This window comes from Mycobacterium pseudoshottsii JCM 15466 (assembly GCF_003584745.1).
In the GTDB taxonomy this organism is placed as follows: Bacteria; Actinomycetota; Actinomycetes; order Mycobacteriales; family Mycobacteriaceae; genus Mycobacterium; species Mycobacterium marinum.
Map to the genome: position 1 here is coordinate 1,505,226 of NZ_AP018410.1, position 12,440 is coordinate 1,517,665.

Sequence of the window (12,440 nt, forward strand, 5' to 3'; positions counted from 1 at the left end):
CTACCAACCGCTGACCGTGGAAGCCAGCTCACGACGCAGCTCCTGGGCCCGTTGACGGGTGGCCGCCAAGTCGCCGGCTACTTCGCACCGAACTTCGATGTAGCACTTCAGTTTCGGTTCGGTGCCCGACGGCCGCACGACCACTCGCACCGAGGTGCGGTCGTCCCCGCCGGCGAAGATCAGCGCGTCGGTGATGTCGGTCACGGTTGCGGTGAAACCGGCGAGCCGATCCGGCGGGGATTCACGCAGCCGACGCATCAGTGCCGCGGCCTGGTCGGCATCGGCAACCCGGCGCGCTACCGCGCCAACCTCGTGGACTCCGTACCGGTGGGCGAGGTCGTCGAGGACATCGGGAACCGATCGGCCCTGCCGCTCGAGGCTGGCCACCAGATCGCACGTCAAGACGGCGGCGCTGATGCCGTCTTTGTCCCGCACGGCGGTGGGGTCCACACAGTGCCCGATCGCCTCCTCGTAGGCGTACACCAGGGTGCCGGGCCGGTCGGCATCGGCGCGGGCCAGCCATTTGAAGCCGGTGAGGGTCTGCACGTGGACCACGCCGTAGTCCGCGGCGATAGCGGCCAGCATCCGCGACGAGACCAGCGTGCTGGCCACGATCCAGTCGCCAGGCGGTTGCTTCGAGAGGATGTAATCGCCCAGCAGCCAACCGGTTTCATCGCCCGATAGCATTCGCCAGCCGGAGGACGTCGGTATCGCGACCGCGCATCGGTCGGCGTCGGGGTCCAGTGCGATTGCCACGTCCGCCCGCACGCCGGCGGCCAGCTCCAACAGCGCATCGGTCGCGCCCGGCTCCTCCGGGTTCGGGAATGCGACGGTGGGAAAGTCCGGATCGGGCTCGAACTGTGTCGCGACGGTATGCACGTCGGTGAAGCCGGCCCGACGCAGCGTCGCCACGGCAACCGTGCCGCCCGCCCCGTGCATCGGGGTCAGGGCGACTCGCACCGAACCGGCGCAACGGCGGATCCCGGCCGCACGCGCGATGTAGTGCTCAACCAGATCGGTGCGAGCGGGTGTGACGGGTTTGCGGGCGATCTGGTCGGCCGGCGGAGCGGCGGCCATCGCGGCCTCGATCTTGCGGTCGGTGGGGGAGATGATCTGGATTCCGCCATCGAGGTAGACCTTGTAGCCATTATCGGTGGCCGGGTTGTGTGACGCCGTGATCTGGATGCCGGCCACCGCGCCGCTGTGACGTACGGCGAACGCGACTATCGGTGTGGGTAGCGGCTCGGGCAGCAGCACCACCTGGAATCCTTCGGCGGCAAGTACTTCGGCTGTCGCAGTGGCGAAAGACGCCGAGCCGTGACGAGCATCACGTCCGACGATCACTGTCGCGGGCCCCGCCGGGGTCTGCTCGGCGAGCACCCGTGCCACCGCCCAGGTGGCGCGCAACACCACCGCGAGGTTCATCGCGTCCGGCCCGCCGCGCACCGGTCCGCGCAGCCCGGCAGTGCCGAAGGCCAGCGGCCGGGCGAACCGTGCGGCAAGTTCTTGGGCGTCACAGGCCGCCAGCTCGGCGGCGGTCACCGGGTCAGGATCGTGCGCGATCCACTCCTCAGGCGTCACTGTTGCGCAACCCGGCGATGACGGTGGCTAGCAGTGAGCCGATCCGCGCCGCCGACGCGGCGCCCGCCGCAAGCACCTCGGCGTGGCTCAGCGGCTCACCGGTGATCCCGGCGGCCAGGTTGGTCACCAGCGAAACACCGAGCACCTCGGCCCCCGCCGCGCGGGCGGCAATGGTCTCGTGCACCGTCGACATGCCGACCAGGTCGGCGCCCAACACCCGCAGCATGCGGATCTCGGCGGGTGTCTCGTAATGCGGCCCCGGCAGGCCGGCGTACACGCCTTCGGCCAACTCGGGGTCGGCTTGCCGGGCGACCGCGCGCAGCCGCGCCGAGTAGGCGTCGGTCAGATCCACGAACTGCGCCCCGACCAGTGGCGATCGCGCGGTCAGGTTCAGGTGGTCGCTGATCAACACCGGCTGGCCGACCTGCATGTCCGGTCGCAACCCGCCGGCCGCGTTGGTCAGCACCACGGTCCGCGCGCCCGCCGCGCACGCCGTTCGCACCGGGTGCACCACATGGCGCAGGTCATGCCCCTCGTAGGCGTGAATGCGGCCCGCCAGTACCAGCACCCGGTGATCGCCGACGGGCACCGACAGCAGCTCGCCCGCGTGCCCGGCCGCGCTCGGCGGGGTAAACCCGGGAACTTCGGTCTGCGCCAGCACGGCGGTCGGGGATCCCAGCGCGGCGATGGCCGCCGACCATCCGGATCCGAGAACTACCGCGACGTCATGCTCAGCGATCCCGGTGCGCTCGCCGATGACCTGGGCCGCGCGGCGTGCGAGTTCGTCGGGATCGGGCTGGGGGCCAGTCACACTGGGGAGCCTAGCGAGTGTGGCCGGGCGTTGAGATGGCTGTTGTGCGGGGCCGGGCGCGCGTCGATGAGATACTGCCAGAATGCCCGCACTCGTCTTGGACACCGTCGAAGAGTTGGTGCGACGGCGTGCCGGTGATCTGGTCGAGCTCTCCCACGCGATCCACGCCGAGCCGGAGTTGGCCTTCGCCGAGCACCGCAGCTGTGCCAAGACACAGGCGCTGGTGGCCGAACGTGGCTTCGAGATCACCCGGGCCGCCGCGGGGCTGGACACCGCATTTCGGGCCGATTTCGGCGATGGACCGCTGGTGGTGGGAATTTGCGCCGAATATGACGCGCTGCCCGAAATCGGGCACGCCTGCGGGCACAACATCATTGCGGCATCGGCGGTGGGGACCGCGCTGGCCCTGGTCGAAGTCGCCGACGATCTCGGTCTGACGGTCGCATTGCTGGGCACGCCGGCCGAGGAGTCCGGCGGTGGCAAGGCACTGATGTTGGACGCCGGGGTATTCGACGACATCACGCTGGCCCTGATGGTGCATCCGGGGCCCACGGACATCGCCGGCGCTCGATCCCTGGCGTTGTCCGAGGTCACCGTGCGTTACCGGGGTAAGGAATCACACGCCGCCGTGGCGCCGCACCTGGGGGTCAATGCTGCCGACGCCCTAACCATTGCGCAGGTGGCAATCGGATTGCTGCGGCAGCAACTGGCGCCGGGGCAGATGACCCATGGAATCGTTATCGACGGAGGTCAGGCGGTCAACGTAATTCCCGGGCACGCGATGATGCAGTACGCGATGCGCGCGGTCGAGTCGGAATCGCTGCGCGACTTGGAGGGCAGGATGTTTGCTTGCTTTGCGGCGGGGGCGCTGGCCGCCGGATGTGAATACGACATCGATGCGGCCGCACCCGCATATGCGGAATTGAAACCCGACCACTGGCTGGTCGAGGTGTGTCGAGAAGAGATGCTTCGGCTTGGGCGCACCCCGGTGCCGGCCAGCGTCGAGGAGGGGCTGCCGCTGGGCAGCACCGACATGGGCAACGTGACACAGGTGCTGCCGGGCATCCATCCGGTGATCGGTGTCGACGCCGGCGGGGCCACGGTGCACCAGCGCGCCTTCGCGGCCGCCGCGGCCGGTCACAGCGCTGACCAAGCGGTCGTCGACGGCGCAATCATGCTGGCGCGCACCGCGGTCGCGCTGGCCGAGAATCCGGACCAGCGGGACCGAGTGCTGGCCGCCCAGCAGCGCAGGGCGGCGTCATGAGCCTTGTCGACACCGCTGAATCCTGGCTGGCCGCGCACTATGACGACCTGGTCGGCTGGCGCCGGCACATCCATCGCTATCCGGAGCTGGGCCGCCAGGAGTTCGCCACCACCCAGTTTGTCGCCGAACGGCTGGCCGACGCCGGGCTCAACCCCAAGATATTGCCCGGCGGGACGGGACTGACCTGCGATTTCGGTCCCGAGCATCAGCCCAGGATCGCGCTGCGTGCCGACATGGACGCGCTGCCGATGGCCGAGCGCACCGGTGCGCCGTACGCCTCGACGATGCCCAACATCGCCCACGCCTGCGGGCACGACGGCCACACCGCGATTCTGCTGGGTACCGCGCTGGCGTTGGCGACGGTGCCGGAGCTGCCGGTCGGGGTGCGTCTGATATTCCAGGCCGCCGAGGAGCTGATGCCCGGCGGCGCCATCGACGCGATCGCGGCCGGAGCACTGACCGGGGTGTCACGGATCTTTGCCCTGCACTGCGATCCCCGGCTCGAGGTGGGCAGGGTTGCGGTGCGGCAGGGGCCTATCACCTCGGCGGCCGACCATATCGAGATCACGCTGTATTCACCCGGTGGGCACACGTCGCGGCCACACCTGACCGCCGACCTGGTCTACGGGCTGGGCACGCTGATCACCGGGCTGCCCGGCGTGCTGTCGCGGCGCGTCGACCCCCGTAACAGCACCGTCCTGGTCTGGGGGGCGGTCAACGCGGGCGTGGCGGCCAACGCCATTCCGCAAACCGGCGTGTTGGCCGGCACCGTTCGCACCGCCAGCCGGCAGACCTGGATCGATCTGGAAGAGATCATCCGTGAGTCCATCACTGCGCTGCTGTCGCCTTTGGCGATCGAGCACACGCTGCAATACCGGCGCGGCGTTCCACCTGTGGTCAACGAGGAAGTCTCGACCCACATCCTCACCCACGCCATCGAAGCCGTCAGCCCGGATGCGCTGGCCGATACCCGCCAGTCAGGCGGCGGCGAGGACTTCTCCTGGTACCTCGAAGAGGTCCCGGGTGCCATGGGGCGTCTGGGAGTTTGGTCCGGCGACGGACCGCAGCTGGACCTACATCAGCCGACGTTTGACCTCGATGAGCGGGCACTGGGGATCGGCGTGCGCGTGATGGTCAACATCATCGAGCAGGCTGCGGCGTTCTAACCGCTCGCGAGGGTGCGTGTCTGGACAACGACACGCCGGTATTGCCGGCATTATGCGCACGCTCGTCGTGGTGAATTGTGGGCCCGTCAGTTGCGCCTCGACGATGGCCCCATGCACGCAGAGCTCGCCCGGTTGCTCGACGCCCAAGGCGGGGTGGCGACGTCCGCCCAGGTACTGACGTTCCTGACCCGGCGCGGGCTGGAAGCCGACCTGAAAAGCGGGGTACTGAGCAGAGTTTGGCATGGCATTTATGGCCGCGGTGAGTTGACCAGTGGGCTGCGGCTGCGCGGAGTGGACCTGGCAGTCGGCACACCGGTCGCCGCATGCCTGGGGACCGCCGCCGCGGCCTACGGCTTTGACACCGAGCAAACCGGGGATCTGCATGTGCTCAATCCCGAGGGGCGGCAATTGCGATCCACCGACGGCCTGACCGTGTACCGGCGCGCCGGTGCACCGTTGACTCGCCTCGCGGGGCGAGAACTCACGACGCCGGCGTGGACGGCGATAGAGGTCGCCCGGGGGCTGCGTCGGCCGCGAGCGTTGGCGACACTGGACGCCGCCCTGCGCAGCGGGACATGCGACCGTGACGACCTCGACCGAGCGGTCTGTCTGCAATCCGGCCGGCGCGGCGTCGTGGCCGTGCGCGAGTTGCTCGCCTTGGCGAGTCCGCTGGCGGAGTCGCCGATGGAGAGCGAGACCCGGCTGGTGATGATCGAAGGCGGACTACCCGCGCCAGTGCTGCAATACGAGCTGGTCGGCTCCGACGGCCGGCGCTGGCGACTGGATTTCGCGTGGCCGGGTCTGCGGGTCGCGGCAGAGTACGACGGCGTCGACTGGCATAGCGGGCCGCAAGCGTTCCTGTGGGATCGACGGCGCAGTGCGGCGCTGCAGGAGTTGGGGTGGGTGATAGTGCCCATCGTGGCCGGCGATGTCAGGCATCGGCCGGCCGAACTTGTTCAGCGGCTGGCCGGGGCGCTGGCCCGGGCTCAGGCCGCCTGATGGGCTCGCGAGGGTGCCCAAATTGCCGGCCGCAACGGCGTGTCGGCGTGCAGACACGCACCCTCGCGGCAGAGGGTGACGCAACCCCCGGCTAGGTTCCGGTCCCCGGGCCGATGTTGCGGGCCGGCCGGGTACGCAAATCGTGCACATAATCGCTTGGTGCGCCCGCGATCTCGGCGGCATCGGCCATCACGCCCAGGTAGCGCGCCGACGGCAGACCGCCCTCCCAGGCGTCGAGCACATACAGCCAGGCCAGGACGGGATCGGTGGTGGTGTCCGAGGACAATCGCTCCACCCGGCAGCGGATCTTCTGGTGGATGCCGAACTCCGAGCCCTCCCAGTGGTCGAGGTTCTTCTCGTCGGCCGGTGTCATGTCGTAGAGCACCACGAACACCTTGGAGTCGGGATCCTCGACGACGGTGGCCAGGGCTCCTTCCCAGCCGATGTCCTCGCCGCCGAAGGTCAGCCGCCACCCGGGCAACCAGCCGGTTCCGGCCATCGGGGAGTGGGGTGCACGCATGAGCATCTGATCGGGATGCATGTTCGATCCGTACGCGGCGTAGAGCGGCACGCGGAAATCTTAAACGTCACGTAAACGGATGCGGCTCATCCCTGGGTGTGATGCTTGGCTCTTCATGCTCAGGCGCGCCCGGTCGGGCTCTCACGGCGGCACGCGAGGCAGTTCTGAGCCCCTCAAGCTAGGTTATTGCGTGTGGTGACCCGCATCGTGATCCTCGGTGGAGGCCCAGCCGGTTACGAAGCCGCGCTGGTGGCCGCCACCTCACACCCCGAATCAGCCCAAGTCACAGTGATCGACTCCGACGGTATCGGTGGTGCCGCCGTTCTGGACGACTGTGTGCCGTCCAAGACGTTCATCGCGTCCACCGGCCTGCGCACCGAGCTGCGAAGAGCGCCTCACCTGGGCTTCCTCATCGACTTCGACGAGGCGAAAATCTCGTTGCCCAAGATCCACGCCCGGGTCAAGGAGCTGGCCGCGGCGCAGTCGGCGGACATCACCGCCCAGCTGCTCAGCGTGGGCGTGCACGTGATCGCCGGCAAGGGCGAGCTGCTCGACCCCGCACCCGGCCTGCGCCACCGCGTCAAGGCGACGGCCGCCGACGGCACCACCAGCGAGCACGACGCCGACGTCGTGTTGATCGCCACCGGAGCGAGCCCGCGGATCCTGCCGTCGGCGCGACCGGACGGCGAGCGCATCCTGACCTGGCGGCAGCTCTACGACCTGGACGCGTTGCCGCAGCACCTAATCGTGGTGGGCTCGGGGGTGACGGGCGCGGAGTTCGTCGACGCCTACACCGAGCTGGGTGTGCGGGTCACGGTGGTGGCCAGCCAGGATCACGTGTTGCCCTACGAGGACGCCGACGCCGCACTGGTCTTGGAGGAGTCGTTCGCCGAACGTGGCGTCCGACTGTTCAAGAACGCCCGCGCCCAGTCCGTCACCCGCACCGAAAACGGGGTTCTGGTGACCATGACCGACGGCCGCACCGTCGGGGGCAGCCACGCGCTGATGACGATCGGGTCGATCCCCAACACCAGCGGCCTCGGCCTGGAGCGCGTTGGTATCGAGCTCGGCCCGGGCAACTATCTGAACGTGGACCGGGTGTCGCGCACGTCGGTGCCCGGCATTTACGCCGCGGGTGACTGCACCGGCCTGCTGCCGCTGGCCTCGGTCGCCGCGATGCAGGGCCGCATCGCGATGTACCACGCGCTGGGCGAGGGCGTGAGCCCGATCCGTTTGCGCACGGTTGCGGCGACGGTGTTCACCAGGCCCGAGATCGCCGCCGTCGGCGTGCCGCAGTCGGCGATCGACAACGGTTCGGTGCTTGCCCGCACCATCATGTTGCCGTTGCGGACCAACGCCCGGGCCAAGATGTCGGAGGTGCGGCACGGTTTCGTCAAGGTCTTCTGCCGGCGGTCCACCGGTGTGGTCATCGGCGGCGTGGTGGTGGCGCCGATCGCATCCGAGCTGATCCTGCCGATCGCGGTGGCGGTGCAGAACCGGATCACGGTCAACGAGCTGGCCCAGACACTGGCCGTTTACCCGTCGTTATCGGGTTCGATCACCGAGGCCGCTCGCCGCCTGATGGCCCACGATGATCTGGACTGAAGCCCAACTACTGCCACGCCCCACCAATTAGCCTTGTGGTGCACCTAACGCCTACTGACAAGCAACCGACAGGAGTTCATTGTCGTGAGCAATCCGACCGGCGCATCGCAGCGTGACCAGACCGGGCCCGCCGGTTCGCTGGGGCCCGAGCAGCGCGCGTTGGCCTGGGAGCGGCTCGGTGCCGAGCAGTTCGATGTGGTGGTTATCGGCGGCGGGGTAGTGGGCTCCGGGTGTGCGCTGGACGCCGCCACCCGCGGGCTGAAGGTGGCCCTGATCGAAGCCCGCGATCTGGCCTCTGGCACGTCGAGCCGTTCGTCGAAGATGTTCCACGGTGGACTGCGTTACCTCGAACAACTGGAATTCGGCCTGGTGCGCGAAGCCCTTTTCGAGCGGGAGCTGTCGCTGACCACGTTGGCGCCGCATCTGGTCAAGCCCCTGCCGTTTCTGTTCCCGCTCACCAAGCGTGGCTGGGAACGTCCCTACATTGCCGCCGGGATCTTCCTCTACGACCGCCTCGGCGGCGCGAAATCGGTTCCCGCGCAGAAGCATTTGACCCGTGCCGGCGCGTTGCGGCTGAGCCCGGGCCTCAAACGCGGCTCCCTGATCGGCGGTATCCGCTACTACGACACCGTCGTCGACGATGCCAGGCACACCATGACGGTCGCTCGTACCGCGTCGCACTACGGGGCGGTCGTCCGTTGTTCCACCCAGGTGGTAGCGCTGCTGCGCGAGGGCGACCGGGTGGTCGGGGTGCGGGTGCGCGATTCCGAGGACGGCTCGATCACCGAGGTCCGCGGGCACGTGGTGGTCAATGCCACCGGGGTCTGGACCGACGAGATTCAGGCGCTGTCCAAGCAACGCGGGCGATTCCAGGTTCGAGCGTCCAAGGGTGTGCACGTGGTGGTGCCCCGGGACCGCATCGTCAGCGACGTCGCGATGATCCTGCGCACCGAGAAGTCGGTCATGTTCATCATTCCGTGGGGAAGCCACTGGATCATCGGGACTACCGACACCGACTGGAACCTGGACCTGGCCCACCCCGCGGCCACCAAGGCCGACATCGACTACATCCTGGGAACGGTCAATGCGGTGCTGGCCACGCCCCTGACGCATGCCGACATCGACGGCGTGTACGCCGGTCTGCGGCCGCTGCTGGCCGGGGAGAGCGACGACACGTCCAAGCTGTCGCGCGAGCACGCTGTGGCGGTACCGGCGGCAGGGCTGGTGGCCATCGCCGGCGGCAAGTACACCACCTACCGGGTGATGGCGGCCGACGCGATCGACGCCGCCGTGCAGTTCGTTCCGGCCCGGGTGGCGCCGTCGATCACCGAGAAGGTCAGCCTGCTGGGCGCCGACGGCTACTTTGCGCTGGTCAACCAGGTGGAACACGTCGGCGAGATGGTCGGCCTGCACCCCTACCGAGTGCGTCACCTATTGGACCGCTACGGATCGCTGATCAACGAGGTGCTGGAACTGGCGGCCGACGATCCGGACCTGCTGACGCCCATCAAGGAGGCTCCTGGCTACCTCAAGGTGGAGGCCCTCTACGCCGTCACCGCCGAGGGCGCGCTGCATCTGGAAGACATCCTGGCCCGCCGCATGCGAGTCTCCATCGAGTACCCGCACCGAGGTGTCGATTGCGCCCGTGAGGTGGCCGACGTGGTCGCACCGGTGCTCGGGTGGACCGTCGAGGACATCGAGCGAGAAGTCGCGAACTACAAGGCGCGGGTGGAAGCGGAGGTCTTGTCGCAGGCCCAGCCCGACGACGTATCGGCGGACATGTTGCGGGCCAGCGCACCCGAGGCGCGTGCCGAGATCCTCGAGCCGGTGCCGCTGAATTGAAACTAGCTGGACCTCAACACCGCTCGGCGCCGCGAGCCATGAGCATCGGGTCGTCCTCATCGCTGGCGGCCGGGGTCAGCTTGCTGGCGACCGCCGCCAACGCCGAGCGCACCGCCTCGCGAGATCGCGCTGTCAGAACGGCCGCGGCTCGCACACCGTCGGGCCGCATGTTGATGTGATCGGGCAACGACACCATTGGCCTCCTTCGTGGGAAGAGGACACCTGCGGCCCGGGATTTAAGGCCAGCGGCCCCGGTTCGCCGTCGAACCGTCACCCGGCCGCTGGTAGATCACGTTATTCATCGGTGACGTCAAATCCGACATTTGCGCGTCAAATCCACGTGAACAAATTTCTCCTGGGGATCAGCAAGGGGCAAACATGGTGATGACGACGAACCCGGGTTCGGCATGAAGCCGCGATCGGTGGCGGCGGTGCTCGGCGGCGGTATGGCCGGGGTAGCGGGCTGGGATCTCTGGCAGCGCCGGCACGCCATCCTGCGCAACTTCCCGATCATCGGCCATCTGCGCTTTCTGCTCGAAGCCTTTGGACCGGAGTTGCGCCAATACATCGTCACCGACAACAACGAAGAGCGGCCCTTCAGCCGTGACCAGCGGCGCTGGGTGTACACGTCATCGAAATTGACCAACCGATACTTCGGATTCGGCACCGACAACGACCTGGCGCGGGCCCACAACTACCCCATCATCAAGCACGCGGCATTTCCGGTATCGGCCCCGGACGGCGAGCCCGCTCATCCGGATCCCGCCGTCGCGCTGCCGGCGGCAAAGGTGCTTGGTGGCGCCCGCGGGCGTGCCAAAGCCTTCCGGCCCTCGTCTTTGGTCAACATTTCCGGGATGAGCTATGGCGCGCTCGGTGGCGCGGCCATCAGCGCGCTGAATCAGGGCGCGGGGATCGCGGGCGCCCTGCACACCATCGGTGAGGGCGCGGTGTCGCCCTATCACCTCAACGGTGGCGACCTGGTATGGCAGATCGGCACCGGATACTTCGGCTGCCGCAACGACGACGGGACGTTCAGCCTGTCGCGGCTGATCGATCGGGTGGCCGCCACGCCCTCGATACGCGCGATCGAAATCAAGCTGAGGCAAGGCGCCAAGCCGGGGCTGGGCGGCATGCTGCCCGGCGCCAAAGTCACCGCGGATATCGCTGCCATCAGGGGGATTCCGGTCGGAGTGGACTGCAAGAGCCCCGCCGGACACTCCGCGTTCGCTGACATCGACGGGATGCTCGAGCTGGTGGAGACCATCGCCGATGCGACGGGTCTTCCCGTCGGCATCAAGTCCGCCGTCGGCGAAGGGTTGTTTTGGCCCCAGCTTGCCGCGCGGATGGCACGCACCGGTCGCGGTGTCGATTTCGTGACCGTCGACGGCGGAGAGGGCGGCACCGGCGCGGCCCCGCTGGTCTTCAGCGACCATGTCGCCCCGCCCTTCAAATGGGCCTTCCCCAGGGTGTTTCGCACCTTCGCCGAAGAGGACCTGCACCACGACGTGGTGTTCATCGGCTCCGCCAAGCTCGGTATCCCCGAGAACGCGCTGCTGGCCCTGGCGATGGGCGCCGACATGATCAACGTCGGACGGACCGCCATGTTCGCCATCGGTTGCATCCAGGCTCAGCGCTGCCACACCGGCCGATGCCCGTCCGGCGTGGCCACCCAGTCGGCGTGGTTGCAGCACGGTCTGGACCCGGCCCTCAAAGCGGTGCGCTGTGCCAACTATCTGGCCACGCTGCGCTTCGAGTTGCTGTCTTTGGCCCGGGACTGCGGCTACGTGCACCCCGCCCTCGTCCCGTTGCAGGCGATCGAGCTTCTCGACGTGGATCTGCAGACGGTGCAGGTCGACGACTTGTTCGGCTACCAGCCCGGTTGGGGCATACCCAGCCCCGCTGACGTGGCGGCGATCACGGCTCTCATGACCAAGGCGAGCCCGCCCCGATAGGGACGGTTCAGCGGCTGTTCGCCGGCTCGGGTGAGCGTTCCAGCAGCGGCGAGCGCGTCGCACCACGGGATTCGATCATGCGATTGCGCACGATGTGCTCGACCAGGATCGGAACGAACGTTTGCACCGGCGCATCGACGAACTGTGCTGCGGCCTCTTCACACCACCGCTTGATCTGGGCGGTCCGCTGATCGTCGTCGAGCCCCTCGTGGCGGGCCAGCTTGTCGGCGACGTCGGCGACGTTGCGCTCCACCAGGGAGCGGCCCGCGGGCGGGCTGCCGGCGCCGGTATCGACCCGCACCTCATCGAGGGTCCACTGCGCACTCTGGTCGCTGGCATCCGGTGAGATCACCCGCAGCGTCAGATGGTGACCGTCTTGGCCGATCAGGATGAGACTGGCCGGGTCGTCGCTGCTGAAGCCCAGCAATTCGACAGTGTGACCGGCGATCTCGGCCACCGTCGGGGTCTGTTCCCACCCATTGCGGTGGTAGCTGACCATCACGATCGGTCCCAGGCGTACGGTAATCGAGGCAACCAGGCCCGGCAGCTCGTCCACCAACTGCCTCGACCGCGGCCACCACGCGCCATCGACATGTTCCAAAGCAGGCCGAAATGATCTCAGCTGCAAGAGAGTTTCGCGCTCCATCCCAACCACCCGTCGGTTGACTGTGCGGGTTGTCAGCCAACCCGTCGGACCCCG

At 68.1% G+C, this 12,440-nt stretch carries 11 protein-coding genes; 6 read left to right on the top strand and 5 right to left on the bottom strand.

Annotated features, from left to right (window positions below; translation table 11 throughout):
• Window positions 1-1,581: a phospho-sugar mutase gene (locus MPSD_RS06820; protein ID WP_020788427.1), complete on the bottom strand. Its 1,581-nt coding sequence runs from the start codon at window positions 1,579-1,581 to the stop codon at window positions 1-3.
• On the bottom strand, window positions 1,571-2,392 hold the full coding sequence (locus MPSD_RS06825; protein WP_015354802.1) for a purine-nucleoside phosphorylase: 822 nt from the start codon (window positions 2,390-2,392) through the stop codon (window positions 1,571-1,573). Before MPSD_RS06825 ends, MPSD_RS06820 begins: the two co-directional genes overlap by 11 nt.
• A gap of 82 nt (window positions 2,393-2,474) precedes the next feature.
• Here MPSD_RS06825 and MPSD_RS06830 point away from each other — a divergent pair, with 82 nt between their 5' ends.
• From MPSD_RS06830 to MPSD_RS06840, 3 genes are all read left to right on the top strand, one after another.
• Complete coding sequence (locus MPSD_RS06830; protein ID WP_015354803.1) at window positions 2,475-3,656, top strand: M20 family metallopeptidase; 1,182 nt, start codon at window positions 2,475-2,477, stop codon at window positions 3,654-3,656.
• Window positions 3,653-4,822, top strand: coding sequence for an amidohydrolase (locus MPSD_RS06835; protein WP_012393100.1), 1,170 nt, complete (start codon window positions 3,653-3,655; stop codon window positions 4,820-4,822). The genes MPSD_RS06830 and MPSD_RS06835 overlap by 4 nt, the downstream gene beginning before the upstream one ends.
• Before the next feature lie 111 nt (window positions 4,823-4,933).
• Window positions 4,934-5,821, top strand: a complete 888-nt coding sequence (locus tag MPSD_RS06840) for an endonuclease domain-containing protein (protein ID WP_086084681.1) — start codon at window positions 4,934-4,936, stop codon at window positions 5,819-5,821.
• Window positions 5,822-5,912: 91 nt separating this feature from the next.
• On the opposite strand, the gene MPSD_RS06845 is transcribed toward MPSD_RS06840, so the two are convergent.
• Window positions 5,913-6,392, bottom strand: a complete 480-nt coding sequence (locus MPSD_RS06845) for a gamma-glutamylcyclotransferase family protein (protein ID WP_011740604.1) — start codon at window positions 6,390-6,392, stop codon at window positions 5,913-5,915.
• A gap of 141 nt (window positions 6,393-6,533) precedes the next feature.
• Here MPSD_RS06845 and MPSD_RS06850 point away from each other — a divergent pair, with 141 nt between their 5' ends.
• Complete coding sequence (locus tag MPSD_RS06850; RefSeq protein WP_020788425.1) at window positions 6,534-7,946, top strand: NAD(P)H-quinone dehydrogenase; 1,413 nt, start codon at window positions 6,534-6,536, stop codon at window positions 7,944-7,946.
• Window positions 7,947-8,030: 84 nt separating this feature from the next.
• Window positions 8,031-9,788: a glycerol-3-phosphate dehydrogenase/oxidase gene (locus MPSD_RS06855; RefSeq protein WP_020788424.1), complete on the top strand. Its 1,758-nt coding sequence runs from the start codon at window positions 8,031-8,033 to the stop codon at window positions 9,786-9,788.
• A 13-nt stretch (window positions 9,789-9,801) separates the two neighbouring features.
• Here MPSD_RS06855 and MPSD_RS06860 read toward each other — a convergent pair whose 3' ends face one another.
• On the bottom strand, window positions 9,802-9,984 hold the full coding sequence (locus MPSD_RS06860; protein WP_020727309.1) for a hypothetical protein: 183 nt from the start codon (window positions 9,982-9,984) through the stop codon (window positions 9,802-9,804).
• Window positions 9,985-10,195: 211 nt separating this feature from the next.
• On the opposite strand from MPSD_RS06860, the gene MPSD_RS06865 reads away from it, so the two are divergent.
• On the top strand, window positions 10,196-11,740 hold the full coding sequence (locus MPSD_RS06865) for an FMN-binding glutamate synthase family protein (RefSeq protein WP_086084682.1): 1,545 nt from the start codon (window positions 10,196-10,198) through the stop codon (window positions 11,738-11,740).
• A 7-nt stretch (window positions 11,741-11,747) separates the two neighbouring features.
• Here the strand turns inward: MPSD_RS06865 and MPSD_RS06870 are convergent, their stop codons facing one another.
• Window positions 11,748-12,386, bottom strand: coding sequence for a DUF5994 family protein (locus MPSD_RS06870; RefSeq protein ID WP_086084683.1), 639 nt, complete (start codon window positions 12,384-12,386; stop codon window positions 11,748-11,750).
• Window positions 12,387-12,440: the final 54 nt, after the last annotated feature.

What these genes read in the sequence shown, in the direction of transcription:
- MPSD_RS06830 (WP_015354803.1), top strand. Translation starts at nt 2,475, where the DNA reads ATGCCCGCACTCGTCTTGGACACCGTCGAAGAGTTGGTGCGACGGCGT.
- MPSD_RS06835 (WP_012393100.1), top strand. Translation starts at nt 3,653, where the DNA reads ATGAGCCTTGTCGACACCGCTGAATCCTGGCTGGCCGCGCACTATGAC.
- MPSD_RS06840 (WP_086084681.1), top strand. Translation starts at nt 4,934, where the DNA reads ATGCACGCAGAGCTCGCCCGGTTGCTCGACGCCCAAGGCGGGGTGGCG.
- MPSD_RS06860 (WP_020727309.1), bottom strand. Translation starts at nt 9,984, where the DNA reads ATGGTGTCGTTGCCCGATCACATCAACATGCGGCCCGACGGTGTGCGA.
- MPSD_RS06865 (WP_086084682.1), top strand. Translation starts at nt 10,196, where the DNA reads ATGAAGCCGCGATCGGTGGCGGCGGTGCTCGGCGGCGGTATGGCCGGG.
- MPSD_RS06870 (WP_086084683.1), bottom strand. Translation starts at nt 12,386, where the DNA reads ATGGAGCGCGAAACTCTCTTGCAGCTGAGATCATTTCGGCCTGCTTTG.